Source organism: Streptomyces sp. NPDC015661 (assembly GCF_043077765.1).
In the GTDB taxonomy this organism is placed as follows: Bacteria; Actinomycetota; Actinomycetes; order Streptomycetales; family Streptomycetaceae; genus Streptomyces.
The window spans coordinates 1-24649 of the sequence record NZ_JBIBST010000025.1; the positions used below are offsets into that span (position 1 = coordinate 1).

27 protein-coding genes are annotated in these 24649 nt (G+C 73.7%); 7 read left to right on the forward strand and 20 right to left on the reverse strand.

Annotated features, from left to right (window positions below; all coding sequences use genetic code 11):
- Positions 1-155 precede the first annotated feature (155 nt).
- The 6 genes from ACF07V_RS38255 to ACF07V_RS38280 form a co-directional block, all read right to left on the reverse strand.
- A complete protein-coding gene (locus ACF07V_RS38255) occupies positions 156-830 on the reverse strand; it encodes an ABC transporter permease (RefSeq protein ID WP_392160732.1) in 675 nt (224 codons plus the stop codon).
- The gene (locus ACF07V_RS38260; RefSeq protein WP_392160734.1) at positions 827-1504 is read right to left on the reverse strand and encodes an ABC transporter permease; all 678 of its coding nucleotides are present in this window, start codon (positions 1502-1504) and stop codon (positions 827-829) included. The genes ACF07V_RS38255 and ACF07V_RS38260 overlap by 4 nt, the downstream gene beginning before the upstream one ends.
- Positions 1505-1577: 73 nt before the next feature.
- A complete protein-coding gene (locus ACF07V_RS38265) occupies positions 1578-1964 on the reverse strand; it encodes a VOC family protein (protein ID WP_392160736.1) in 387 nt (128 codons plus the stop codon).
- Between the two features lie 72 nt (positions 1965-2036).
- Complete coding sequence (gene nadE / locus ACF07V_RS38270; protein ID WP_392160738.1) at positions 2037-2867, reverse strand: ammonia-dependent NAD(+) synthetase; 831 nt, start codon at positions 2865-2867, stop codon at positions 2037-2039.
- Between the two features lie 65 nt (positions 2868-2932).
- On the reverse strand, positions 2933-4084 hold the full coding sequence (locus ACF07V_RS38275) for a sulfite oxidase (RefSeq protein WP_392160740.1): 1152 nt from the start codon (positions 4082-4084) through the stop codon (positions 2933-2935).
- A gap of 82 nt (positions 4085-4166) precedes the next feature.
- Entirely contained in the window at positions 4167-6266 is a 2100-nt protein-coding gene (locus tag ACF07V_RS38280; RefSeq protein ID WP_392160742.1) for an ATP-binding protein, read from the reverse strand.
- A 164-nt stretch (positions 6267-6430) separates the two neighbouring features.
- Here ACF07V_RS38280 and ACF07V_RS38285 point away from each other — a divergent pair, with 164 nt between their 5' ends.
- Positions 6431-7651: a GNAT family N-acetyltransferase gene (locus ACF07V_RS38285; protein ID WP_392160744.1), complete on the forward strand. Its 1221-nt coding sequence runs from the start codon at positions 6431-6433 to the stop codon at positions 7649-7651.
- Between the two features lie 30 nt (positions 7652-7681).
- On the opposite strand, the gene ACF07V_RS38290 is transcribed toward ACF07V_RS38285, so the two are convergent.
- Genes ACF07V_RS38290 through ACF07V_RS38310 form a run of 5 tightly spaced genes read right to left on the reverse strand, consistent with a single transcriptional unit; the run spans position 7682 to position 12543 of the window.
- On the reverse strand, positions 7682-9283 hold the full coding sequence (locus ACF07V_RS38290; protein WP_392160746.1) for a molybdopterin-dependent oxidoreductase: 1602 nt from the start codon (positions 9281-9283) through the stop codon (positions 7682-7684).
- Between the two features lie 56 nt (positions 9284-9339).
- Positions 9340-10242, reverse strand: coding sequence for an amino acid ABC transporter permease (locus ACF07V_RS38295; RefSeq protein WP_392160748.1), 903 nt, complete (start codon positions 10240-10242; stop codon positions 9340-9342).
- The gene (locus ACF07V_RS38300) at positions 10239-10904 is read right to left on the reverse strand and encodes an amino acid ABC transporter permease (protein ID WP_392160750.1); all 666 of its coding nucleotides are present in this window, start codon (positions 10902-10904) and stop codon (positions 10239-10241) included. The genes ACF07V_RS38295 and ACF07V_RS38300 overlap by 4 nt, the downstream gene beginning before the upstream one ends.
- A gap of 10 nt (positions 10905-10914) precedes the next feature.
- On the reverse strand, positions 10915-11760 hold the full coding sequence (locus ACF07V_RS38305) for a glutamate ABC transporter substrate-binding protein (protein ID WP_392160752.1): 846 nt from the start codon (positions 11758-11760) through the stop codon (positions 10915-10917).
- 27 nt (positions 11761-11787) lie between these two features.
- Positions 11788-12543, reverse strand: a complete 756-nt coding sequence (locus tag ACF07V_RS38310; RefSeq protein WP_392160754.1) for an amino acid ABC transporter ATP-binding protein — start codon at positions 12541-12543, stop codon at positions 11788-11790.
- Positions 12544-12755: 212 nt separating this feature from the next.
- On the opposite strand from ACF07V_RS38310, the gene ACF07V_RS38315 reads away from it, so the two are divergent.
- Both ACF07V_RS38315 and ACF07V_RS38320 read left to right on the forward strand, forming a co-directional pair.
- Positions 12756-13214: a Crp/Fnr family transcriptional regulator gene (locus ACF07V_RS38315; RefSeq protein WP_392160756.1), complete on the forward strand. Its 459-nt coding sequence runs from the start codon at positions 12756-12758 to the stop codon at positions 13212-13214.
- Between the two features lie 156 nt (positions 13215-13370).
- Positions 13371-14723, forward strand: coding sequence for a carboxyl transferase domain-containing protein (locus ACF07V_RS38320; protein ID WP_392160758.1), 1353 nt, complete (start codon positions 13371-13373; stop codon positions 14721-14723).
- Here ACF07V_RS38320 and ACF07V_RS38325 read toward each other — a convergent pair.
- Positions 14717-15043, reverse strand: coding sequence for a plasmid stabilization protein (locus ACF07V_RS38325; protein WP_392160760.1), 327 nt, complete (start codon positions 15041-15043; stop codon positions 14717-14719). The two genes, ACF07V_RS38320 and ACF07V_RS38325, sit on opposite strands and share 7 nt — an antisense overlap.
- A 65-nt stretch (positions 15044-15108) precedes the next feature.
- On the reverse strand, positions 15109-15579 hold the full coding sequence (locus tag ACF07V_RS38330) for an ATP-binding protein (RefSeq protein ID WP_392160762.1): 471 nt from the start codon (positions 15577-15579) through the stop codon (positions 15109-15111).
- Between the two features lie 178 nt (positions 15580-15757).
- Between ACF07V_RS38330 and ACF07V_RS38335 the strand changes: the two genes are divergently transcribed.
- Complete coding sequence (locus ACF07V_RS38335; RefSeq protein ID WP_392160764.1) at positions 15758-16348, forward strand: isochorismatase family protein; 591 nt, start codon at positions 15758-15760, stop codon at positions 16346-16348.
- A gap of 77 nt (positions 16349-16425) precedes the next feature.
- Here the strand turns inward: ACF07V_RS38335 and ACF07V_RS38340 are convergent, their stop codons facing one another.
- Complete coding sequence (locus ACF07V_RS38340) at positions 16426-17637, reverse strand: serine hydrolase domain-containing protein (protein WP_392160766.1); 1212 nt, start codon at positions 17635-17637, stop codon at positions 16426-16428.
- Positions 17638-17822: 185 nt separating this feature from the next.
- Between ACF07V_RS38340 and ACF07V_RS38345 the strand changes: the two genes are divergently transcribed.
- The 3 genes from ACF07V_RS38345 to ACF07V_RS38355 all read left to right on the forward strand — a co-directional run bounded on the left by ACF07V_RS38345 (position 17823) and on the right by ACF07V_RS38355 (position 20407).
- A complete protein-coding gene (locus ACF07V_RS38345) occupies positions 17823-18209 on the forward strand; it encodes a hypothetical protein (RefSeq protein WP_392160768.1) in 387 nt (128 codons plus the stop codon).
- Between the two features lie 95 nt (positions 18210-18304).
- Positions 18305-19705, forward strand: a complete 1401-nt coding sequence (locus ACF07V_RS38350) for an MFS transporter (RefSeq protein WP_392160769.1) — start codon at positions 18305-18307, stop codon at positions 19703-19705.
- Positions 19706-19894: 189 nt separating this feature from the next.
- Entirely contained in the window at positions 19895-20407 is a 513-nt protein-coding gene (locus ACF07V_RS38355) for an SgcJ/EcaC family oxidoreductase (RefSeq protein ID WP_392160771.1), read from the forward strand.
- Here ACF07V_RS38355 and ACF07V_RS38360 read toward each other — a convergent pair.
- The 6 genes from ACF07V_RS38360 to ACF07V_RS38385 form a co-directional block, all read right to left on the reverse strand.
- Complete coding sequence (locus ACF07V_RS38360; protein ID WP_392160773.1) at positions 20370-21833, reverse strand: sensor histidine kinase; 1464 nt, start codon at positions 21831-21833, stop codon at positions 20370-20372. The genes ACF07V_RS38355 and ACF07V_RS38360 overlap by 38 nt on opposite strands.
- Positions 21830-22507 (reverse strand): response regulator transcription factor, encoded by a 678-nt coding sequence (locus tag ACF07V_RS38365; protein ID WP_392160775.1) that lies wholly within the window; start codon positions 22505-22507, stop codon positions 21830-21832. Before ACF07V_RS38365 ends, ACF07V_RS38360 begins: the two co-directional genes overlap by 4 nt.
- 72 nt (positions 22508-22579) lie before the next feature.
- Positions 22580-23071 carry an SAM-dependent methyltransferase gene (locus tag ACF07V_RS38370; RefSeq protein WP_392160777.1) on the reverse strand — a complete coding sequence of 164 codons (492 nt, stop codon included), beginning with the start codon at positions 23069-23071 and terminating at the stop codon, positions 22580-22582.
- A 79-nt stretch (positions 23072-23150) separates the two neighbouring features.
- Entirely contained in the window at positions 23151-23507 is a 357-nt protein-coding gene (locus tag ACF07V_RS38375) for a hypothetical protein (RefSeq protein ID WP_392160778.1), read from the reverse strand.
- A gap of 89 nt (positions 23508-23596) precedes the next feature.
- A complete protein-coding gene (locus ACF07V_RS38380) occupies positions 23597-24274 on the reverse strand; it encodes a 4'-phosphopantetheinyl transferase (protein ID WP_392160780.1) in 678 nt (225 codons plus the stop codon).
- The gene (locus ACF07V_RS38385; RefSeq protein WP_392160782.1) at positions 24271-24612 is read right to left on the reverse strand and encodes a histone-like nucleoid-structuring protein Lsr2; all 342 of its coding nucleotides are present in this window, start codon (positions 24610-24612) and stop codon (positions 24271-24273) included. The genes ACF07V_RS38380 and ACF07V_RS38385 overlap by 4 nt, the downstream gene beginning before the upstream one ends.
- Between the last annotated feature and the right edge of the window lie 37 nt (positions 24613-24649).

Genomic DNA, 24649 nt, shown 5'->3' on the forward strand with positions numbered 1-24649 from the left:
GCCGAACGCCTTCACGTCCCGCTTCCCCTCGACCGCGCCGAACGCCTTCACGTCCCGCTTCCCCTCGACCGCGCCGAACGCCTTCACGTCCCGCTTCCCCTCGACCGCGCCGAACGCCTTCACGTCCCGCTCCCCGTCGACCGCGCCGAACGCCTTCACGTCCCGCTCCCCCGCGGCCGCGCCGGGCCGACGCGCTGTACGCCTTCGAAGACCGCCTCGACGAGGAGGGCGAGCGCGGCGACGAGGAAGGCTCCGGCGACGACCTGCGGGGTGGACGCGAGGTTGAATCCGGCGGTGATGATCCGGCCGAGCCCGCCACCGCCGGCGAGCGCGGCCACGGTCGCGGTGGCGACGAGCTGGACGGCGGCGATCCGTACGCCGGTGAGGATCATCGGCAGGGCCAGCGGCAGTTCGGCCCGGGCCAGGGTCTGGCGGCCCGTCATGCCCATGCCCCGGGCGGCCCGTACGACGTCGGCGTCGACGCCCCGCATCCCGACGTAGGCGTTGGTGAGGAGCGGGGGCACGGCGAACAGGACCAGGGCGATGATCGTCGGCCACTGCCCGTACGGGCCGAGCGGGCTGAGCAGCAGCAGGACGAGGACGGCGAAGGTGGGGATCGCCCGGCCCGCGTTGGCGAGGTTCACGGCGAGCGCGCCGCCCTTGCCGAGGTGCCCCAGGACGAGGGCGACGGGCAGGGCGATCAGGCCGCTGAGGGCGAGACAGACGCCGGTGAGGAAGAGGTGCTCGCCGAGCCGGTGCAGGACGCCGTTCTCGCCGGACCAGTTCGCGGCGGTGGTGAGCCAGGACCACGCGTCGGCGAGGGTGCTCACGCACGCCCCCGGGTCCAGGGGGTGAGGAGCCGCTGCGTGCCGAGGAGGAGCAGGTCGGCGGCGACGGCGATGACGACGCAGAGCACGGAGGCGGTGAGGACCTGGGCCTTGAAGTAGGTGTTCATGCCCGCGTAGATGAGGTTGCCGAGGCCGCCGTGGCCGACGATCGCGCCGATGGTGACGAGGGAGACGGCGGAGACGGTGGCGAGCCGCAGGCCCGCCATGGCGGCGGGCAGCGCGAGGGGCAGTTCGACGGCGAGGAGCAGCCGGACCGGGCCGTATCCGAGGCCGCGCGCGGCCTGCCGGGTCTCCTCGGGGACGGCACGGAGCCCGGCCAGGACGTTCCGTACGAGGAGGGTCAGGGAGTACAGGACGAGCCCGGCCACCACGAGGGTGGCGGACAGCCCGTACACCGGCAGGAGCAGCGAGAACATCGCGAGCGCCGGGATCGTGTACAGGAGCGTGGTGAGCCCGAGGACGGGTCCGGCCGCCCACCGCCAGCGGCGCGCGGCCACCGCGAGGGGCAGGGCGACCAGCACGGCGAGGGCGAGCGCGGCGCCGGCCAGCTGGAGGTGCTGGACGACGGCGTCGCCGAGGATCTCGCGCCGGGTGGAGAGGTAGTCGCCGCAGATCCACTCGTTGCGGGCGAGGCAGTCGTCGGGCGGCGCGGTCACGCCCCCATTCGAGACCGTGGGCGGCCCCCGCGCACCCCGGCCGGGCCGTTCGGGGACGGGAACGCCGTACCGGTCAGCCGTTCGAGAGGACCGCGATGACGTTGCCGGCCGGGTCGGTGAACCAGGCGATGGCGGGGCCGTGCGTGTCGCGCACGATGCCCTTCTCGTCGGCCTCGAAGCCCTCGTAGCGTTCGAACGTCACCCCGCGCCCCACCAGCTCGTCGACGGCGCGGTCGATGTCGTCGACCTCGAAGTTGAGGATCGTGTAGGAGGCGGGGGTGTGGTTCTCCTTGGGATAGACGAAGATCCGCGCCCCGCCGGGCAGGACGAGGTTCAGCATCCGCATCTCCTCGGGGCCGGTCTCCTCCGCCCGCAGGCCGAGGACGTCGCCGTAGAAGCGGCGCGCGGCGTCGAGGTCGTCGACCGAGAAGCCGCTGTACGCCGTGGTCTCGCCGAACATGGCGTGCTCCCTTCCGGGGGCCCGTGCCCGGGCACCCCTTCCAGGATCCTCCGGCTGCGCCCGCCCGTCCGCTCAGGGGGCGATCGGCAGCTGCCGCTTGTGCTCGGTGAGCTCGTAGCGGCGGACGATCGTGGCGTACGCGGCCTCCGCGACCGGCTTCCCCTCCAGGAAGTCGTCGATGTCGTCGTAGGTGACGCCCAGCGCGTCCTCGTCGGCCTTGCCCGGGTCGAGGGTCTCCAGGTCGGCCGTGGGGGTCTTCCACACCAGCGAGGCCGGGGCGCCGAGCTCGTCGGCGATCGCGCGGACGCGCCGCTTGGTGAGGCCGGTCAGCGGGACGACGTCGGCGGCGCCGTCGCCGAACTTGGTGAAGAAGCCGGAGACGGCCTCTGCGGCGTGGTCGGTGCCGACGACGAGCCCGTCGTGGGCGCCGGCGACCGCGTACTGGGCGATCATCCGCTGCCGGGCCTTGATGTTGCCCTGCACGAAGTCCTGGTGGTGGGCGTCGCGGAAGGTCGTCCCGCCGGCGAGGCAGGCCTCCAGGGCCGCGTCGCTGGCCGCCTTGACGTCCACGGTGAGGACCCGGTCGGCGCGGATGAAGCCGAGGGCGGTCTGCGCGTCCTGCTCGTCGGCCTGGACGCCGTACGGCAGGCGCATCGCGTAGAAGGTGGCTTCGTGGCCGGCGGCGCGGGCCCGCTCCACGGCGAGCTGGCAGAGCCGGCCGGCGGTCGTGGAGTCGACGCCGCCGCTGATGCCGAGGACGAGGGAGCGAAGCCCGGTGGAGGTGAGCCGCTCGGTGAGGAAGGCCACCCGGCGCTCGATCTCGGCCTTCGGGTCGAAGGTCTCGGCGACCTGGAGGTCCCGGGCGATCTGCAGCTGGAGGGCGGTGGACGCCGGGTCGGTCACGAAGGTCTCCTCGTCAGGGTCGGTCGGCTGTGTACCCGCTGGTACGGGGTGCACAGGGGTCGACTCTACGCGTCGCCCGACCCGGCGACGGACGCCTCGGGGGTGCACAGCACCTCGACCCGCTGGACGAGGTTGTTCGCGAAGCCGCCGCGGTTCCACGGCGCGGTGAGCGGCTGCACGTTCCCCTCGGCGTCGGTGGCCCGCACGGTCAGGTGGCGCAGTCCCGGGGTCGCCGTCCAGGTGGCGCGCCAGGCGGACCAGGCCCAGGGGTGAGCGGGGTCCCGTTCGACCTCGGCGTCGGTCCAGGCCGCCCCGCCGTCCTCGCTGACCTCGACGCGGGTGACCGGGCCGTGCCCGGACCAGGCGCGCCCGGCGAGCGCCACGGGCCCGGGGCGCACGACGCGGGTCCTGGACATGAAGTCGGGGAAGCCCGGCGGCACCATCAGGGCCCGGGGCGCGATGAGGGTGACGGGCTCTCCCGGTTCGTCGGCCTCCCGGCGCAGGCGGTAGGACACGCTCTGCTGGAAGCCGGTGTACGGGGTGTCGTCGAGCGTGATGTCGTGGAGCCACTTCACGTGCGCCATGCCGTACCAGCCGGGGACGACGAGCCGGAGCGGGCTGCCGTGCTGGGGCGGCAGGGGCGCCCCGTTCATGGCGTACGCGACGAGGACGTCCCGCGCCGGGTCGGCGGCGGTCGTCAGGGGCAGGCTGCGGCGGTAGTCCTGCTCGACGCCCCGCTCGACCCCGTGGTCGGCGCCGGTGAACACGGCCTCGGCCGCGTCCTCGGCGATGCCGGCCTCCGCGAGGAGGGCGGCCAGCGGGACGCCGGTCCAGTCGGCGGTGCCGACGGCCTCGACCAGCCAGGGCTGGCTGACGGGCCGGGGGGCGAGCCGGGCCCGGCCGTTGCCCGCGCACTCCAGGGTGACCCGGCGGGTGACGGCGGGCCGGTCGCGGAGCGCCGCCATGTCGAGGGCGAGCGGCTTCAGGACCCGGCCGCCGACGGTGAGCCGCCAGCCCTCCGCGTCGGTGGCGGGGATGTCGTAGTGGACGAGGACGTAGTGGAGTCCGGGCGGGGTGACCTCGTACCGCAGGGCCTCCAGGGGCAGCCCGTGGTTGCGGGTGGCGAGGGCGAGCTCCTGCCCGGTGACGCCCTCGTCGGGGCCGGCCACGCGCCCCGGTGTGCTGATGTCGCTCAGACCACTCAGGGAACCGTGCATGTCCTCATCGTCCGCCCGGGCGCCGGGCCCGGCACGTCGGGCTCCGCCGGGCCCCGGGCCGCGCGCCGCGCGGCCGGTTCCGTCAGGTCTGCCGGGGGCCGCGCAGGGCCCGGTCGAGGCCGTCCTGCGGGGGGCCGGTGAGGGCCCGTACGAAGATCTCCTCGTAGGCGGGTTCGCCGATGGTCGCGCGGGCCGTGTCGGTGTACTTCTCGTGCAGGGCCCGCAGACCGGGCAGGCCGCGCCGGGGCTGGCCGGTGGAGCGCCAGTACGCCTCGCCCGTGCCGCTCACGTCGGCCGCGCGCTCGCCGTCCCCGGCGGCCGCGAGGGCGGTCGCGAGGACGTCGAGGCCGAGGGCGACGCCGAGGCTCGCGCCGAGGCCGCGGGTGCCTTCGAGCATGGCGCGGGCGTGGCGGGAGGCGGCCGCCGGGTCGCCTTCCAGGAGTCCGGTGAGGGCGAGCTGGTAGGCGAGGGCGGTGCGGGTCCAGTGTTCGTCGAGCTCCTCGCAGAGGGCGCGGAGGTGCAGCGCCCGTTCCCGGGCCTCGGCGAGCCGGCCGAGGCCGGTGAGGGCGAAGACCCGGACGAGGTGGCAGCGGAGCCGGGCGGCGGAGTCGGCGGGGCCGCCGGGGGCGGCGTCGAGGACGTGGCCCACGAGGACGTACGCGGCCATCGGCCGGCCGGTGGTCAGGGCGAGGAGCCCGGCGAGGGCGGCGGCGTCGAGGGTGAGGTCGCCGGGCCGGTCCCGGCCACCACGAGGGGCGTCCTCGTGCTCGGTGTACTCCGTGAAGCGGGCCTCGCGGGCGCAGCGCTCGCTGACCTCCTGGGCCGGGCCGAACTCGCCCTGGAGGACCAGGGTGACGCCGAGGGCCCACAGCGCGCGGGCCCGGACGCGGCCGCGGGCCTCGCCGAGGAGGAGGGCCTGTTCGAGGCCGTCGCGGGCCTCGCGGAGCCGGCCGCGGCAGGACCAGGCGAAGGCGACGGAGCCCACGAGGTCGAGGGCGGCGTCGGGGTCGGTGCGCAGCAGCCGGTCCAGGGCGGTGCGCAGGTCGGTGTGGTGGGCGTCGACGGTCCGGTACCAGCGCAGCTGGCGGGCGCCGTGCCATTCGGTCTCCGCCCGGCGGGCCAGGGCCCGGAAGTGGGCGGCGTGCCGGTCGGCGACCGTTCCGGTCTCGCCTGTCCGGTCCAGCCAGGTCGCCCCGTACTCGCGGATGGTGTCGAGCATGCGGTGGCGTCCGGCGGCGTCGGGCGGACGGACCACGGAGGAGCGGACGAGTCCGTCGAGCGCGCCGGGCAGGGTCGCGCGGTCCAGGGGGCCGCCGGCACAGACGGCGGTCGCGGAGGCGAGGTCGAAGGGGCCGCGGAAGACGGAGAGCCGGGCCCAGAGGAGGCGTTCGAGGGGGGTGCTGAGCTCGTGGCTCCAGCCGATGGCGGCGCGCAGGGTCCGGTGGCGGCTGGGCCAGACCCGCTCGGGGTGGGCCAGCAGGTCGAAGCGGGCTTCCGGCGGGGCGTCGAGACGGGTGCCGAGCTGGTCGCGGACGGCTTCGGCGCCCTGGAGGCGGATCTGCGCGGCGGCGAGTTCCAGGGCGAGCGGGATGCCCTCCAGGCGCACGCAGATCTCGCCGGCGGGCCCGGCGGCGGGGAAGTCCTCCCCCGCGGCCCGGCGGAGCAGTTCCAGGGCGTCGCCGCCGGCGGGCGGCAGCGGGTCGAGGGCGACGATCCGCTCCCCCGCGACGCCGAGGGGGCGCCGGCTGGTGGCGAGGACGGTGAGTCCGGGGGCGGCGGCGAGGAGTTCGGTGACGAGCCGGGCGCAGGGTTCCGCGAGGTGCTCGCAGGAGTCGAGGACGAGGAGCAGCCGGTCCTCGGCGAGCCGGCGGCAGAGTCCGGTGGTGGCCATGCCGGGGGTGTGGTCGGCGAGGTCGACGGAGTCGGCGACGAGCGCGACGAGGAGCCGGTCGCCGTCGAGCTGGCTCAGGTCGGTCCACCAGGCGCCGTCCGGGTGGCGGTCGGCGGCGCGGTGCGCGGCGCGCAGCGCGAGCCGGGTCTTCCCGACTCCCCCGACGCCGGTCACGGTGACGAGGCGGTGCTCCGCCAACGCGGCGGATATGCGCTCCAGTTCCGTGCGGCGTCCCACGAAACCGGGGTTCTCGTCCGGCAGATGTCCACGCACGGGAGCAGTCTCCCTCATGCCCGCCCCGAACGGACCTGCGGAACCGGTTCGTTACGCGGCCGAGGGAATCCCGGGGCGGGGGCGCGGCCGTAATTCGTTTGACCCGGTCACGGACCGGCGCTGCACTGTGCCGGGGCGCCACGGACGGTGGTGCCCGTACGAACGGGGAGGCAGCAGTACCGATGGAGATCCGTCCCACCACCGACCAGGACCTCGGCGTCTTCGTCGACACGCTCCACACCGCGTTCGGGCGCTTCCCGGAAACCCCGGCCGAGGACGGCAGCGGGGTCTGGTGGTCGGCGATCGAGATGGACCGGGGTCTGCTCGCCGTGGCGGAGGACGGGAAGCCCGTCGGCACCGCCGCCGCGTACTCCTTCGAGCTCACGCTCCCCGGTGAGGCGGTCGTCCCGGTGGGCGGCGTGACCGCCGTCGGCGTGCTGCCCTCGCACCGGCGCCGGGGCGTGCTCAGCGCGATGATGCGGCATCAGCTCACCGAGCTGCGGGCCCGCGGGGAGTTCCTCTCGGTGCTGCTCGCCTCCGAGGCGCCGATCTACGGCAGGTTCGGGTACGGCCCCGCGACCTACACGGGGCGGCTGACGGTGCAGCGTCACCAGGGCGCCCTCGACGTTCCCCGGGCGCCCGGGACGGACGGCGCGGACACCGGCTCGGTCGAGGTGCTGCGGCGCGCCGAGTGCGGCGAGATCCTGGAGGAGGTCTACGACCGGTACCGCCGCGCGCAGCCCGGCGCGCTGTCCCGGCCGCGCGGCTGGTGGGCCCGGGGCGCGGGGCAGCCGCCGGTGGCGCCGGCTCCGCGGTACGTCGCCGTCCACCGGGATGCCGACGGAGTCCCGGACGGGTACGCCACGTACTCGCTCGGCGATGCCGAGACCCTGACGGTCGACGAGACGATCGCCACCGACGACGCCGTCTTCACGGCCCTGGCCCGGTTCCTGCTCGGGCACGACCTGGTCGCCCAGGTCGTGTTCAAGCACGTCCCGTCGGGTCATCCGCTGCGCTGGCGGTTCGCGGACTTCCGTGCCGCTCAGGCGGGCGGCGACACCGACTGGCTCTGGGTGCGGCTGCTCGACGTGCCGGGGGCGCTGACCGCGCGCGGCTGGTGCGCGGACGGCGAGCTCGTCCTCGACGTCGACGACCCGTTCCTCGGCGAGCGCGGCCGTCATCTGCTGACCGTCCGGGACGGCAAGGCCGAGTGCGTGCCGACGGACCGGGAACCGGACCTGTCGCTCGACGTGCGGGACCTGGGCGCGGTCTACCTCGGCGGCACCGCCCCGAGCACGCTCGTGCGCGCCGGGCACGTCCGGGCCCACCGGCCGGGCGCGGCGGTGCTCGCGGACGCCCTCTTCCGCGGCGAGCGCTCCCCGCACTGCCTGCACTGGTTCTGACACCGGTTCCGACCGTGTGCGGAAGGGGGTTCACCCTCCCTTGACGGTCACGTCGACGGAGTGCCACCCCTGGGCCCCGTCGGGCATGGTGCCGGTGCGCTCTTCCGGCTGGGTGGTGCCGGTGCCGTCGGTGGCGCGGACGGTGAGGGTGTGGTCGCCGGGGGTGGCGGACCAGGGGTGGACCCACTGGCGCCAGGTGTCGCCGCCGTCCTCCGCCGCGAGCCGCGCTTCCTGCCACGGTCCGTCGTCGATCCGCACCTCGACCCGGCGGATGCCGCGGTGCTGGGCCCAGGCGACCCCGGCGATCATCACGGTGCCGGCGGCGGGGCGGGCGAAGGCGCGCGGGGTGTCGATGCGGGACTGTGTCTTGACGGGTGCCTGCGCCGCCCAGCCGCGCGGGACCCAGTAGGCGTCGTACGCGTCGAAGGTCGTGAGTTCGATCGACTCGATCCACTTGCAGGCGGAGACGTATCCGTACAGGCCGGGGACGAGCATGCGGACGGGGAAGCCGTGGGTGAAGGGCAGGGGTTCGCCGTTCATCCCGAAGGCGAGGAGGGCGTCGCGGCCGTCCATGACGGTTTCGACGGGGGTGCCGATGGTCATGCCGTCGACGGAGCGGGCGACCAGCTGGTCGGCGGGGCCGCCCTCGGAGGGCGGGCGGACGCCGGCCTCGCGGAGCAGGTCGGCGAGCCGGACACCGAGCCAGCGGGCGTTGCCGATGTACGGGCCGCCGACCGGGTTGGAGACGCAGTTCAGGGTGATGTCCCGTTCCAGCACCGGCCGGGCCATCAGCTCCCGCAGGGTGACGGTGCGCTCCTCGCGGACTCCGCTGCCGTGGATGCGGAGGTGCCAGTGGTCGGCGTCGACCTTGGGGACGACGAGTGCGGTGTCGACGCGGTAGAAGTCGCGGTTCGGGGTGACGAAGGGGCTGATGCCGGGGACGTCGAGCTGCGCTCCGGCGGGCACGGCCGGGGCGGGGGACGTGGGCCGGGGCAGCCGCAGGGCCGCGCGGGAGGTGGCGGCGTTCTCCTGTACGGGGCTGCCGACCGCGCGGCCGAGGGCGGCGGCCCCGGTGGCGGCGAGGCCGGTGGAGGCGGCGACGACGAGGAACCCGCGCCGGTCCGCCCGGGCGACTCCGGGCCCGGGGGCGAGGAGGCGGCCGGTCAGGACGTACAGGAGGAGCGCGCCGGCGGCGCCTCCGACGAGGGAGGGCACGGCGTCCATGGCGGACTCGGAGTCGGGCCGGGTGACGGCGGCGAGGGCCCCGAGGACGCCGAAGGCGGCGACGGCCGCCGCGCCGAGCAGCCGGTGGCGGAGCGCGAGGAGCCCGACGCCGAGGGCGAGGACGGCGAGGATGAGCAGGATGCCGAGCTGGAGGACGGTCTTGTCGCTCTCGCCGAAGACGCGGATGGCCCATTCCTTGATCGCGGCCGGGGTCCGGTCGACGACGGTGCCGCCGACGGCCACGACGGGGCCCGCCTCGGGGCGTACCCAGAAGGAGACGACGTCCGCGACGGCCAGGGAGACGTACGCGGAGACCAGTCCGCCGAGCGCGGCGAGGAGGCGGTCGGTGCGGGTGGGTTCGGGGTGCTGTTCGGGGTGCGGCTCGCGCGTGGCCCTGGTGGCGTTCATGGTGGGTGTTTCGGCACGCCGGGGCGCGCGGATGGGCGCCTTCACCCGGATGGGTCTCAGTGGGTGTCCGGGTGGTCGCCCGGCACCGCCAGTTCCTCCACCGCCTCCACGCCGACGACCGCGCCGGTGGACTTCTTGCCGCGCCGCAGGCGGCGTTCGAGCCAGGAGGCGAAGGTGGTGAGGGCGAAGTTGAGGGCGACGAAGATGACGGCGACGACGGTGAAGCAGGCGATGGTGTTGGCGCCGTAGTTGGCGCTCATGGGGCGGACGGAGGCGAGCAGTTCGGAGAAGCCGAGCATCGCGCCGCCGAGGGCGGTGTCCTTGACGATGACGACGAGCTGGCTGACGAGGGCGGGCAGCATGGCGGTGACGGACTGCGGCAGGAGGACGTACATCATGGTCTGGCCCTTGCGCATGCCGATGGCCTTGGCCGCGTCCGTCTGGCCGGCGGGGAGGGCGAGGATGCCGGCGCGGACGACCTCGGCGAGCACGGAGGCGTTGTAGAGGACGAGGCCGGTGACGACCGCGTAGAGGGGCCGGGTGTCCGGGCTGATCTCGGTGAACTCGGCGTAGGCGGCGTTCGCGAAGAGCATCAGGATCAGGACGGGGATCGCCCGGAAGAACTCGACGACGGATCCGGCCGCGGAGCGGACGGCGAAGTGGTCGGAGAGCCGGAGGATGCCGAGGAACGCGCCGAGCGGCAGGGCGATGACCATGGCGAGTGCGGCGGCGATCACGGTGTTCTTCAGGGCGGGCAGGATGTACGTCTCCCAGACGCGGGGGTCGGTGAAGAAGGGCGCCCACTTGGACCATTCGAGCTGGTTCTTGGCGGCGAGACTCGCCACGACCCACCACACGACGGCGGCGAGCGCGATCACGAAGAGCAGGGTCCACAGGAGGTTGCGCCGTCTGGCGCGTGGGCCGGGGACGTCATAGAGGACGGTGGGCTTGTCCTTCACCGTTTCACCGCCACCTTCTTGGCCACCCAGCCGAAGAAGAGGCCGGTGGGCAGGGTGAGACAAATGAAGCCGAAGGCGAAGATCGTGGAGATGAGGATGAGCTGGGCCTCGTTCTCGATCATCTCGCGCATCAGCAGCGCCGCTTCGGCGACGCCGATGGTGGCGGCCACGGTGGTGTTCTTGGTGAGGGCGATGAGGACGTTGGTGAGCGGGCCGACGACGGAGCGGAAGGCCTGCGGGAGCACGATCAGGCGCAGCACCTGGGGGAAGTTGAGGCCGATGGCGCGGGCGGCCTCGACCTGCCCGAGGGGGACGGTGTTGATGCCGGAGCGGAGGGCCTCGCAGACGAAGGCGCTGGTGTAGGCGGTGAGGCCGAGGATGGCGAGCCGGAAGTTGATCGTGGTGAAGCGGTCGGCGCCGAGGCTGACTCCGAGGGTCTGGAAGAGGCCGAGCGAGGTGAAGACGATGATGACGGTGAGGGGGATGTTGCGGACGATGTTGACGTAGGCGGTGCCGAAGCCCCGCATGAGGGGGACGGGGCTGACGCGCATCGCGGCCAGCAGCGTCCCCCAGACGAGGGAGCCGATCGCGGAGTAGACGGTGAGCTGCACCGTCACCCAGAAGGCTCCGAGCAGGTCGTACCCCTGGAGGAAGTCGAACACGGCGGCCTGCTCACTGAACGATGACGCCGATCTTCGGGGCGGGTTCGTTCTGGTAGCCGGACGGACCGAGGTTCTTGTCGACCGCGGCCTGCCAGGAGCCGTCGGCGACCATCTTCTCCAGGGCCGTGTTGATCTTGGCCTTGAGTTCGCTGCCCTTCTGGACGCCGATGCCGTAGTTCTCGTTGCTCATCTTGAAGCCGCCGAGCTTGAACTTGCCCTTGAACTCGGGCTGCGCGGCGTATCCGGCGAGGATCGCGTCGTCGGTGGTGAGGGCGTCGATGACACCGTTCTCCAGGCCGGTCAGGCACTCGGAGTAGCCGCCGTACTCCTGGAGCTGGGCGTCGGGGGCGATCTTCTCCTTCACGTTCTGCGCGGAGGTGGAGCCGGTGACCGAGCAGAGCTTCTTGTTGTTCAGGTCGGACGGCTTCTTGATCGAGTCGTCATCGGCCCGGATCAGGACGTCCTGGTGGGCGAGGAGGTAGGGACCCGCGAAGTCGACCTTCTCCAACCGCTTGTCGTTGATCGAGTACGAAGCCGCGATGAAGTCCACGTCGCCGCGCTGGAGCAGCGTCTCCCGGTCGGCACTCTTCGCCTCCTTCCAGACGATGTCCTTCGGGTCGTGGCCGAGCTGCTTGGCGATGTACGTCGCCACGGCGACGTCGAAGCCGGTGTAGGTGCCGTCGGGGGTCTTCAGGCCGATGCCGGGCTGGTCGTATTTGATGCCGATGGTGATCTTGTCGCCGTTGTCGCGGAGCGCCCCGCCGGCCGCGCCGTTGGCGAATCCGGCGGAGGTGAAGGAGAGGACGACGGCCGCGGCGGCGGCGACGGTGGCCCTGCTGGTCCTGAGCGTGTTCATGAGGATCACCTCTGAGGGCTGAACAGGTCAGTGGTGGAGGATCTTGGACAGGAAGTCCTTGGCGCGCTCGCTGCGCGGGTTGGTGAAGAACTCGTCCGGGGAGGTCTCCTCGACGATCCGGCCGTCGGCCATGAAGACCACGCGGTTGGCGGCGGAACGGGCGAAGCCCATCTCGTGGGTGACGACCACCATCGTCATGCCGTCCCGGGCCAGTTGCTGCATGACCTCCAGTACCTCGTTGATCATCTCGGGGTCGAGTGCGGAGGTCGGCTCGTCGAAGAGCATCACCTTCGGTTCCATGGCGAGGGCGCGGGCGATCGCCACGCGCTGCTGCTGGCCCCCGGAGAGCTGGGCCGGGTACTTGTCGGCCTGGGAGGCGACGCCGACCCGGTCGAGGAGGGCGCGGGCCCTCTCCTCGGCCTTCTTCCTCTCTTTCTTGCGGACCTTGATCTGCCCGAGGGTCACGTTGTCGAGGACGGTCTTGTGCGCGAAGAGGTTGAAGGACTGGAAGACCATGCCCACATCGGCCCGCAGGGCCGCCAGCTCGCGTCCTTCCGCGGGCAACGGCCGCCCGTCGACGACGATCTCGCCCGCGTCGATGGTCTCCAGGCGGTTGATCGCCCGGCACAGCGTCGACTTCCCCGAGCCGGAGGGCCCGATGACGACGACGACCTCGCCGCGGTGGATCGTGAGGTCGATGGACCGGAGGACGTGCAGGGGGCCGAAGTGCTTGTCGACCCCGCGCAGCACGACGAGCTCGTCGCCGCCGTCCGGGACGGGCATGGCACCCTCCAGGGTCACGCCCCCGCTGGCCCCCTCCTCACGTTCATGCTCCGCCCTCGGCCCGGCGTGCGCATTCCGGACGGAGGGTGTACGGAGGGTGTCGGCGGGTCCACCCTTCGTGTCGGCACCCGGTCGGCGGGTCCGGATCCTGCGTCCGGGGGCGGGCGGGCCCACACTGGGGGTGGGAGCCGAGTGTGCGAGGAGGGTCCGCCATGAGCAGAGCCGCGCCCAAGGTCAGCACGTTGCCCCCGGAGCACCGGGAGCGCCTGATGGCCTTCGCCGAGGACGTGTACTTCGAGTCCGGCCACCGTCTGTTCGAGGAGCAGCAGCACGCCGACCGGTTCTGGATCGTGAAGACGGGCGCGGTGACCCTCGACGCGAAGGTGCCGGGCCGGGGGGCGCCCGTGATCGAGACGCTGCGCCACGGGGAGCTGGTCGGGCTCTCCTGGATGTTCCCGCCGTACCTGTGCCAGTCGGGGGCCGAGGCGATGACGCCGGTCAGGGCGTACGAGTTCGACGCCCCGGCCGTCCGGTCGATGTGCCACTCCGACCCGGAGTTCGGCGCCTCGGTGCTGTTCTGGGTGGGGTCGATCCTCGCCCACCGCCTCCATGTGACCCGGGTCCGTCTCCTCGACCTGTACGCCCCGCACGGCAGCGGCGTCCTGGCCTGACCCCGCCCGTCCCGCGCGCCGTGACCGCGTGCGGGACGGGCCGCGGGCGGCGGCCCGGTGCCCGGGCGGTACGGTGGAGGCGCAGCACCGCACGACCCCGTACGCGCCCGAGCACCATCCCGTACGCACACTCCGGCGAGGAGCGGCGAGGCCCGCATGAGCGACCCGAGGACCGCGCGCGAGGCGATCGCCCTCGTCACCGACGAGTTCAGCGAACTCCCCTTCGCCGAAGGCCCTCTGACCGGCGACGGGCCGATCGGCTGGCCCGGCTACTCGGCCGCGCACGCGCGTGCCGCCGAGCGGACCGGCGAGACCGAGTCGGTGGTGTGCGGAACGGGCGTCGTGGGCGGGGTGACGGCGGTCCTGATCTCCTTCGAGTTCCGGTTCCTCGGCGGGTCCCTCGGGGAGAGGACCGGTGCGCGGGCCGCTGCCGCCCACGCCCTCGCCCGGGAGCGCCGGCTGCCCGTGGTCGTCCTCCCCGCGACCGGCGGCAGCCGGATGCACGAGGGCATGCGCGCCCTCCTCCAACTCCAGTACCTGGCCCGCGAGTCCGAGCTCACCCGGGCCGCGGGGCTGGCGCAGATCGCCGTCCTGCGCGATCCGACCACGGGCGGCGGCTGGGCGACGCTCGGCGCCGGCTCCGATGTCGTCCTGGCCCTGCCCGGCGCCCAGGTCGGCTTCGCCGGTTCGCGGGTACGGCCGCCGGACGCGGACCCCGCCGCGTACACCGCCGAGGCGCAGCTCGCCCACGGTCACCTCGACGCGATCGTGCCGTCCGCCGCGCTGCGCGAGACCCTCGGCCGCTGGCTGTCGCTGCTCGTCCGCCCCGCCGAAGGCCCGGTCCCGCCGCCGTACGCGCTCGGCGCGGGGGCGCCGCCCGCCGCGAGCGGCCGGGAGGCCGTGGCGCGCGCCCGGCACCCCGAGCGGCCCCGGGCCGCCGCGTACCTCGACGCCCACTTCACCCTGCGCGAGGAGATCTCCGGCGACCGCTGCGGGGGCGTCGACCCGGGCATGCGGTGCGGCTTCGGGCGGCTCCCCGACGGCCGTACCGTCGCCTACGCGGCCCAGTGCGGCACCGCCACCCGCCCGGCCGGCTTCCGCACGGCGGCCCGCCTCGTGCGGCTGGCCGGCCGGCTCGGCATTCCGGTGCTCACCCTGATCGACACCCCCGGCGCCGCGAACGACCCGGCGGCGGAACGGGCGGGCGCGGGCCCGGCCATCGCCGAGCTGTTCGGCGCGGTCGCCTCCGCCCGTACCCCGCTCACCTCACTGCTCGTCGGCGAGGGCGGTTCGGGCGGCGCCCTCGCCCTCGCCGCCCCGGGCAACACCTGGGCCACGCCGGACAGCTACTTCTCCGTCATCGCGCCGGAATCGGCAGCCGCCATCCTCAAGCGCGCCCCCGAGGAGTCGGCGACCACCGCCGACCAGCTCCGCCTGCGCCCCCGTGACCTGGTGGACCTGGGCGTCGTCAGGGGCGTCGTGGAAGGAGCACCCGAGGGTTCTCAGTGACCCCCGAGGGCCCGCTTCAGCTCGGCCTTGTCCATCGAGGAGCGGCCGTGGATGTTGCGGCGCCGGGCCTCGGCGTACAGCTGGTCGTAGGTCGGACCCTCCGAGCCGCTGTGCGAACGCTTGCCGCCGCGGCGCGCGGAGGACATGTCCTGCGTGGAACTCCTGCTCGCGGTCTTCGACTCGCCCGCCCGCGCCCGCTCCTTGTTGACCGTGCGCGCGGCGATCTCCTCCGCCCGCTTCCTGCTCTCGCCCCGGTCCAGTGCGCTCTCCTTGATGTGCTCGTACTGCCGCTCCCGCTTGGCGTTCGATCCGCGCGGCATGATCCGCTCCTCTCCGTCCGGAGACGACTGCCCCCACGTGCGGCGGCTGCCCGCCCCGGCCGGATCTAATCCGGTCCGCGCGTCGTCCCGCGGGGCGGGCCGCTGACCTCCAGCCAGACGACCTTGCCCACGGCACCCGGGCCCTTGTCCCGGCTGCCCCAGTCGCCGGCCAGCCGGTCCAGGACCATCAGTCCGTGCCCGCCGGGCAGAGCCGGAGACCGGGCCGCCCGTACGCGCGGATGGTCCGGGCTGGCGTCGGACACCTCCACGCGCAGCCGGCCGTCCCCGTGCCGCAGGACGAACTCCTCCGGTCCTCCGGCGTGCAGACAGGCATTCGTGACCACCTCCGAGACGAGCAGCAGGACGTCCTCGACCCGCTCCTCCGCCTCCTCGCCGTCCGCCGGGAGCCACCCCCAGTCGGCCAGCGCCTGCGCCGTGAAGTCCCGGCACCGCGAGACGACCCCGCGCGTCCCGTGCAGCACGAGCCTGCGGACCTGGTGCGGGGGCAGGGCGTCGCCGTCGTCACCGCCTCCCACTCGCCCACCTCCTCACACCCAGTTTCGGACACCTGGCCACAATCGACCTCCGCTGGGGGCGTGACCAGGGCGTTCATGATCCCGATCGGGTGAACGACGGGCGCGTGCCCCGTCCCGCGGGGCCCGTGGACGGGAGCATACGGGAGACATTTCCACCCCTTCCGGAAAGGCCGCTGCCGTGCGCCGTGCCCTGATCGTCGTCGATGTACAGAAGGACTTCTGCGAGGGCGGCAACGTCCCCGTGAAGGGCGGGGCCGGACGGGCCGTCGCCATCGCCGAACTCGTCCGGGACGCCGACGGGCGGTACGCGCACGTGGTCGCCACCCGCGACCACCACATCGACCCGGGCGGCCACTTCTCCGACGAGCCGGACTTCGAGAACTCCTTCCCGGTGCACTGCGTCGTCGGCTCCGAAGGAGGCGAGTTCCACCCGGACTTCGCCCCCGTCGTCACCGAGGGCAAGGTCGACGAGGTCTTCTTCAAGGGCGCCCGCTCGGCCTCGAAGAGCGGCTTCGAAGGCGCCACCGAACACGGCACACCGCTGGGCACCTGGCTGCGCGAGCGGGAGGTCGGCGGGGTGGACGTGGTCGGCATCGCGACGGACCACTGTGTGAAGGCGACGGCGCTGGACGGCGTGCGGGCGGGGTTCGACGTGGCGGTCCTGCTCGACTACACGGCGGGGGTGTCGGCGGCCACGACGGACGTCGCACTCGACGAACTCCGCACGGCGGGCGTCAAGCTCACGGGCACCCCGGTGGTCCTCGCCTGACATCCGCCCTGCCGATGGGCGCCGCCCCGCCCTGCCGATGGGCGCCGCCCCGCACTCCGCGGGGCGGCACCTGACGACTAGCGGGGCTGGATCCCGCCGGCGTAGACGTGGTCCGGGGTGACGACGGACGTGATCGCCCGGGCGAGCAGCGTCGACGGCTCCTGGCCCTGGCTGGTGATATCCGTGTTGATCATGATGACCAGCGTGGCGTCCCGCTCCGGCAGGTACACCGTCACCGTCTCGTACCCCGGGATCGACCCGTTGTGCCCGATCCAGCCGTTGGCGTCGAAGATGCCGAGGCCGTAGCTGAGGCCGGGGAAGCCCGTGGGGAGCGTCCTGAGGCGCTGCTCCTGCGTCTCGGGGCTCAGCAGCTCCCCGGTGGCGAGGATCTTCGCCCAGCGCCGCAGGTCGTGCTGGTCGGAGATCATCGCCCCGGCCGCCCAGGCCCAGCTGGGGTTCCAGTCCGTGCTGTCCACGACGGCGCCGCTGAGCGTCTGGTTCGTGTAACCGCGGGGGTGCGGTTCGGGGAACTCGGGGCCGGAGGGGAGGAACGTGTGGCGCAGGTGGGCCGGCCGGAGCACGCGGTTGCGGAGGAACTGGTCCAGGGGCTGTCCGCTGACCTTCTCGACCACCAGGCCGAGGAGGACCAGGTTGCTGTTCGAGTACTCGAACTTCGCGCCCGGCTTGAAGGTGTTCTTGTGCTTGAAGCCGTACGCGAGCGCCTCCTCCGGGGTGAAGTACCGCTCCGGCTCGCTGAGCAGGTCGTGGATGAAGTCCGGGTCGGAGGTGTACGGGAAGAGGCCGCTGCGCATCTCGGCGAGGTGGCGCAGGGTGATCCGGCGGCCGTTCGGCACGCCGTGGACGTACCGGGAGATGGGGTCGTCGAGGCGGATCCGGTGGTCGTCGAGGAGCTTCAGGAGCGCGGTGACCGTGAAGGTCTTGGTCTCGCTGCCGATGCGGATGTAGCCGTCGGTGGACATCGGCTCGCCGGTGGACTTGTCGGCGACGCCGGTCGCCCGGACGTAGCTGCCCCGGCCCGGCATCCACAGGCCGACGGCGACGCCGGGGATGCCGGCCTGCTTGCGGACGTCCTCGATGGCCTTGTCGAGCCGGGCGGTGAGCTCGGGGCCGAGTCCGCCCGGCGGGCAGTCGTCCTCGCCGTGCCGCTGCACGCCGGCGACCGCGGCCGCGGCGTGGACGGCGGTGGCCGGCGTCGCCGTCACCGGCGCGAGGACGGACGCGACGAGCAGCGTCGCGGCGAACAGCCGTCGGGTGGGGATACGTCTCATGTGGGGGGCGCCTCTTCCGGGTCACGGGAGCTTCGGGACGGCCACATCACCACCGAGGGCCGGGGCGGCGGCCCTCCCTCCCGTACGGGGGGCCGCGAGTCCACCCGTACGGGGCCACGCGCGTAACCGGGACGGCCCCAGGCGCCGGATAATGACAGCCCCGACGACATGGAGACGAAGGACCGATGACGCTCAACGAGGGTGGGCGCGTGCGCCTGACGGTGGATCTCCGGCTGGCCGGGCAGCTCGTCCCGGCGGGCGAGGCCCCGCCGGAGGCGGGAGCCGGGTTCCTGGCGCTGGCCGCCGGCGTCGAGGGCACGGTCGAGCGGGTGGACGAGGACCGGCCGCAGAGCCAGGAGGTCCGCGAGTACGAGCGCCTCAAGTCCCTCCTGGACGACTTCGGGCACCAGATGCCCCCGGGCAGCAGGCAGCAACTGGAGGAGCAGGTCGGCTCCCTGGAGCCGGCGTGGACCGCGTACCAGGAGCGCGGGCTGCGTCTGACGGTCCGCGTCCGCTTCGACAACGGGTTCGTCATCGACGACGCCCCGGGGGACCTGTTCCTCTCCGTCTGAACCCTCTTTTTGCGGTCTTCGCAAATTTCTTTGCCGATGAACCTCCCCCGGTCCGAGTCTGGGCAGCCTCGGAACTCGTCGAAGGGGGACCTCCTGTGGTCACGACATCCCTGACCGCCCCACCCGCCCCGCTGAGCGCACGCCGGCGCTGGACGGTGCTCGCGGTCTGCGCGCTCAGCATGTTCCTGGTGGGGGTCGACGCCACCATCGTCAATGTGGGACTGCCGGAGATCGGCCGGGGCCTGGACGTGGGCACCCGCGGTCTCGAGTGGGTCGTCGACGCCTACACCGTGGTCATGGCCAGTCTGCTCATCGTCTCCGGCGCCCTGGCCGACCGCCTCGGGCGCCGCCGGGTCTTCCGGACCGGGCTGCTCGTCTTCGGCCTGGCCTCCCTCGTGTGCGCCCTCGCCCCCTCCCTCGGCGTGCTCGTCGCCGCCCGTGCCGTCCAGGGGATCGGGGCCTCGATGCTGAGTCCGGTGGCCCTGGCGATCGTGGTGAACGCGATGCCCGACCCCCGGGAACGGGCCCGCGCGATCGGCGTGTGGGCCTCGGTCTTCGGGCTGAGCATGGCGGCGGGACCGGTCACGGGCGGGGCGCTCATCGCCGCGTTCGGCTGGCGTTCGGTGTTCTGGATCAACGCGCCGGTGGTGGTCCTCGCGCTCGTCCTGGTCGCCCTGTTCGTACCGGAGTCCCGCGGGGAGCGCGCCCGCCGCCTCGACCTGCCGGGGCAGATCCTCCTCACCCTGGTGCTCTGTCTCACCGTCGGTCTCCTGATCGAAGGCCCCCGCATCGGCTGGACCTCGCCCACGGCCGTCTCCGGTTACGTCCTCACCGCTGCGGCGGCCGCCGGCTTCGTACGCGTCGAACTCCGGCGCGACGAGCCGCTGATGGACCTCGGGCTCTTCCGCCGGCCTCCGTTCGTCACGGCGGTGCTCGGCGCGACGGCGGTCTTCGTCGCCCTGAACGTGACCCTGCTGCTCAGCACCCTCTACCTCCAGCACGGCCGCGGCTGGACACCGCTCGCGGCCGGCGCCACGACGCTGCCCATGGCGCTCGGGGCGACCCTGTGCGCGCCCTGGTCCGGCGCCCTGGTGGGCCGGATCGGGCCGCGGCGGCCGCTGATCCTCGCGGGCGGGTTCACCGCCGCCGGCGGTCTGTGCCTGGTGGGACTGGACGCGGACACGAGCGTGGCGCTGATCCTCCTCGCCTTCCTCCTGATCGGCATCGGCTTCGGTTTCGCCAACGCGCCCCTGACCAACACCGCGGTCGGCGGACTGCCGCCGTCCAGGGCCGGAGTCGCCGGGGCGATCACGTCCACCTCGCGCCAGGTCGGCGTGGCGGTCGGCATCGCGCTCGCCGGCGGCCTGGTCACGGGCGCGGGCCCCACGGAGCTCGCCGCGGCGACCCGTCCGGGCTGGCTGATCGTGGCGGCCTGCGGCCTCTTCCTGCTCGTCGCGGCCCGCGCGGCCGCGCCGAAGCCCGCCGGGGCCCGCTAGGTTCCGCCGCGGAGGCGCGGCCAACGGGGTGTCCTTCCCCGGTCCTTCCCCGGTCCTTCCCCAGTCCTTGCCGCGCCCTTGCCGTCCGTTGTACGGGGACTGTACGGGGGTTGTACCGCGCCTCGCGAGAGTGGCCGTACCCGAACGCACCGGCGTCCGGGGGACGTTCACTCGACGCAGGAGTCTCTGATGAAGCGCATGTCCCGTACCCGCGCCACCCTCGCCGGCGGTCTCGCCGTCGCGGCCCTCGGCACCCTCACCGTCGGGGTCGGCGCGGCGCAGGCCGGTGAGAAGGACCACCGGCGCGGCAAGGCCACCGAGCGGGAGATCGCCGGCCTCTTCGACCGGTGGAACGCGGCACTGCGCTCCGGCGACCCGGAGCGGGTCACCGACCTGTACGCCGAGGACGCCGTGCTCCTGCCGACGGCCTCCCCGCGGATCCGCACCGACCACGCCGGGATAGCCGACTACTTCGCGCACTTCCTGCAGAAGAAGCCGAGGGGCGAGAAGATCCGTACGGAGATCAACGTCCTCGACGCGGACTCGGCGATCGACGCCGGTCTCTACCGCTTCCACCTCACCGACCCGAAGACCGGCGTCACCAAGCCGGTCGACGCGCGCTACACCTACGTGTACGAGAAGCGCGACGGCCGGTGGCTGATCGTCAACCACCACTCCTCGGTGCTCCCGGCCGAGGGCTGATCCAGCGGGGCCCCTCGGCCCCGGTCCTCAGCACGATCCGTACGCACAGTCCGCCGTCGGGCGCGTCCTTCAGGGTCACCCCGCCGCCGTCGTCCGTGACCAGCTGCTTGACGATGGCGAGGCCCAGGCCGGAGCCGGAGCGCCCGGTCAGTCCCTGGCCGCGCCAGAACCTGTCGAAGGCACGGGCCTGTTCGGCGGCGGACATGCCGGGGCCCTGGTCGAGGACCTCCAGGACCACGTCCTCCGGGCCGCCGGTCCCGATGCGTACGGTGATCGTCCCCCGGTCCGGGGAGACCTCCAGGGCGTTGGAGAGCACGTTGTCGAGGACCTGGTCGAGGTTGCCGGGCCCGGCGAGCACCCGCGGCAGGTCCTCGGGGGCGCCGGTGAGGACGATGGTCACCCCGCGTTCGTCGGCGGCCGGCCGCCAGACCTTCAGCCGCTCCTCGACCAGCTCGCGCAGCGCCAGCGGTTCGGGCGCGGACACCTTGGCCTCGGCGCGGGCGAGCACGAGGAGGCCGCTGACCAGGCGGCTCATCCGTACGACCTCGGCGGTGGCCTGGTCGACGTCCTCGCGGACGAACTCGTCGTCGACGCCGTCCGCGATGTTGTCGAGCGAGAGGCGCAGCGCCGTCAGCGGGGTCCGCAGCTGGTGCGAGGCGTCCGCGACGAAGATGCGCTGCGAGGCGACGAGGGTGTCGAGGCGTTCGGCTCCCTGGTTGAGCGTCCGGGCCAGGGTCTGCGTCTCGTGCGGGCCGGTGACGGGCGAGCGGGCGGTGAGGTCGCCGTCGCCGAACCGGCTGGCCATGTCGTTGAGCTGGCGCAGCGGCTTGGTGAGCAGCCGGGCGACGATCGCGCCGAGACCGGCGGCGACCGCGAGCACGCCGACGGCGAGGATCGCCCGGAAGCCCCAGATCCGCCACAGCCGGTCGCTCAGGTCGGCGGTGGCGTACCGGATGCGGACGGCGCCGACGATCCGCTGCGCCGGGGCGGACTCCCCCGGTCTGTCGGCCACGGGTGCCGCGCTCCGGGCGTACACGGGCACGGTGACGACCAGTTCGGGTCCCCAGACGAGCCGGGACCCCCAGTCGACGGTGGTCCGGCCCTGCTTCAGTGCCGCGTCGAACGCCGGGTCGTCCGGGTGCGCCGGCAGCGGCAGCGGCTCCATCGCGCTCCGCGTGTCGGCGGCCACCACCTCCACCCTCCCGGGCGTCTCGTCCGCGTACGCCCCGACCATCCGGGCGAGCGCCTGCCGGGCGGGCGCGTCGCCGTCCCCGAGGAGCAGCGCCATGGTGGTGGCCTCGCGGCGTACGGACTCCTCGGTGTCGCCGCGCAGTTGGGCGGTGAGCGTGAACGCGACCGGCACGGTGAAGGCGGCGAGCGCCACGGCGACCAGGGCCACGTAGCTGACGATGAGGCGTCTGATCACGGGCGGCCCACGGGCTCCACGACCAGACGGAAGCCCACGCCGCGGACCGCCTCGACGGTCACGGCCCCGGCGAGCTTGCGGCGCAGCGCCGCCACGTGGACGTCGAGGGTCTTGGTCGGCCCGAACCAGTTGGCGTCCCAGACGGCTTCCATGATCTGTTCGCGGGACATCAGCGCGCCCGGCTCCTCCGTGAGGAACGCGAGCAGGTCGTACTCCTTGGGCGTGAGCGCCACTTCGGAGTCGTCCAGCCAGACGCGCGCCGCCTTGCGGTCGACGGTCAGCCGGGCACCGTACCGCTGGGGTCCGGTGGGCTGCTCCGCCGGCCGTGCCCTGCGCATCACGGCCCTGATCCGGGCGATGACCTCGCGCACCCCGAAGGGCTTGGAGACGTAGTCGTCGGCGCCGATCTCCAGGCCGACGACCCGGTCGGTCTCGTCGCTGCGGGCACTGATCACGATGATCGGCACGTCGCCGCGCCGGCGCAGCGCCCGGCAGACGTCGAGCCCGTCGGTGTCGGGCAGGCCGAGATCGAGCAGGACCAGGTCGTACGGGGTGGTGACGGCGAGCCCGGCCGTCCCCGTGGTGACCCACTCCACCTCGAAGCCGTAGCGCAGCAGCCCGCGCCGCAGGGACTCCGCGACCGGCTCGTCGTCTTCCACCAGCAGTACACGCACGGGGGCAACCCTAGTTCGGGTTCCGTACGCCGGTTCACCATCAGGAGGCTCCCCGGGACTCTCGCAACACCCCTAGTAGTAGTGGCGCATGATCTCGTCGGCCCAGGCGGGCTGGGTGGTCGGTCCCTGGGGGCCGAACTCCGTCATGTACGGCTTGATGTCGAGGACCGGGGTGCCGTCGACCGCGTCGAGGCCCCGGACATGGAGGTCCAGGCCGTCCGTGCGGATCAGGCGGCAGCGGGAGACGCCGAGGCGGTTGGGGCGGTTCTTGCCGCGCTGGGCGAAGATCCCCACCAGCGGCCACTCCTTGTTGCCGCGCGGATGCCGGGCGCCGGTCTGGACGGCGTCGGGGCTCACCCGGTCGAAGTGGTAGACGATCTCCAGGTGCGAGAAGGCGTCGAGTCCGACCAGCGCCTCGGGGCCGAAGGCCTCCGCGTCGAGGCGGACGATCGACTCGACCTCGCCCCACTCGTCGTCCCGCACCTCGCCCCGCCCGCCGACGACATGTCCCACGGGCTGTGAGACGACCGTGCTCGGGGTGGGCTCCTTGTACTCCTGCGCCATGGACTTCCTCGTCTCTCGTGGTCGTGGCCGCACCCCTGGCGGGGCGCGCCCGGGGCACGCTACCCCGGCCGAGGAACCGTCAGATGCCGGGCCCGTAGCCCGGATCCGGCTGCCGCGGGTGCCACCAGGAGGCCAGGCCCCACAGCGCGAGGCCCGCGACGGCGACGCAGACGAGCGCCGCCGTCCAGGGCGGGAGCCGCCGGACGGCCGCCGCCCAGGTCAGCGGCGGGAGGACGAGACCGGCGAAGAGGATGAGCGGCAGCTCGACGAGGATCACGCCCCAGTCGCGGGCGTGTGCCTCGAAGCCGCCTTCGATGCTGTACGCGGCCCGGGGCAGGGCGAAGGCGGCCGCGACCGCGACGCCGGCGACGGCGAGCAGGCAGCCGACGGCGCTCTCGGCCCGGTCCCGCGATTCCTGTGTCGGGTTCTCGCTCATGCCCGGGACGGACGCCGGGCGCCGCCGCCCGGTTCCGCACGCCGGGACGGACGCCGGGCGCCGCCGCCCGGTTCCGCACGCCGGAACGGTCACCGGGGCAGGACGATCGCGGTCAGCACCAGCCCTTCGCGCACGAGCCAGCGTCCGGTGAAGTGGTCGTGCCGTCCCCGGCCGGTCACCGGGCCGGGGACGAGGAGCCGTGCGGTGAAGGTTCCCGTGTGGCGGCCGGGCGGGCCGGGGGCCGGTTCGAAGTCGACCGACGCCTCGTCGAATCCGAGTTCGCTCCGGTTCAGCGGGTACCAGGTCTTGAAGACGCTCTCCTTGGCGCTGAACAGCAGCCGGTCCCAGGGGACGCCCGGCGTGCGGGCGGTCAGGGCGTCCAGGTGGCGCCGCTCCCCGGGCAGGGAGACGCCGTCGAGGACCCCGTCGGGCAGGGGCGCGGCCGGTTCCGCGTCGATGCCGAGCGACAGCACGTCCGCCGTCCTGGCCAGGGCGGCGGCCCGGTATCCGGCGCAGTGGGTCATGCTCCCGGCCACGCCGTGCGGCCAGCGCGGCTCCCCGCGCACACCGGGCGTGAGGGGGGTCTCGGGCAGGCCGAGGCGGCGCAGCGCGAGCCGTGCGCACAGCCGTACGGTGGCGAACTCGCGCTGCCGCCCCACGACGGCGCGCGCGACGGAGGCGGCCTCGTCGGGGAAGAGCGTGACGGGCTCCGCGTCGTCGCTCCGCCAGGCGGAGGCGACCGCGTCCGGGAGCAGTTCGGCGATCATTCGGCGCGCTCCGCGGCTTCCTCGGTGGCGCGCTCCCACGCTCTCCAGACCTCTCTCGGCACCCGGCCGCGGTCCGGCACCTCGAAGCCCTGGGCCCTGGCCCAGACGCGGAGTTCGTTCGTGGGCATCCCTCCGGGGCGCATGACCGGCAGCGCGGGGGCCGCCGGGGGCGGGGTGGTCCGGTCCCGGCGCTCCGTGCCGTGCACGCGCGTCCGGACGCCGCCCTCGGGGGCGAGCGGCAGCCCGGCCCCGTCCTGCTGCGCGCGGGCGGGCCCTTCGGCGTGCGCCTCGCTCCAGGAGGTGTGCGGCGGGACGGTGGGAGTGATCGGTTCGGGCATGGCCGCGACAGTACCCGCCCCGTCCGACAGTGCCGCC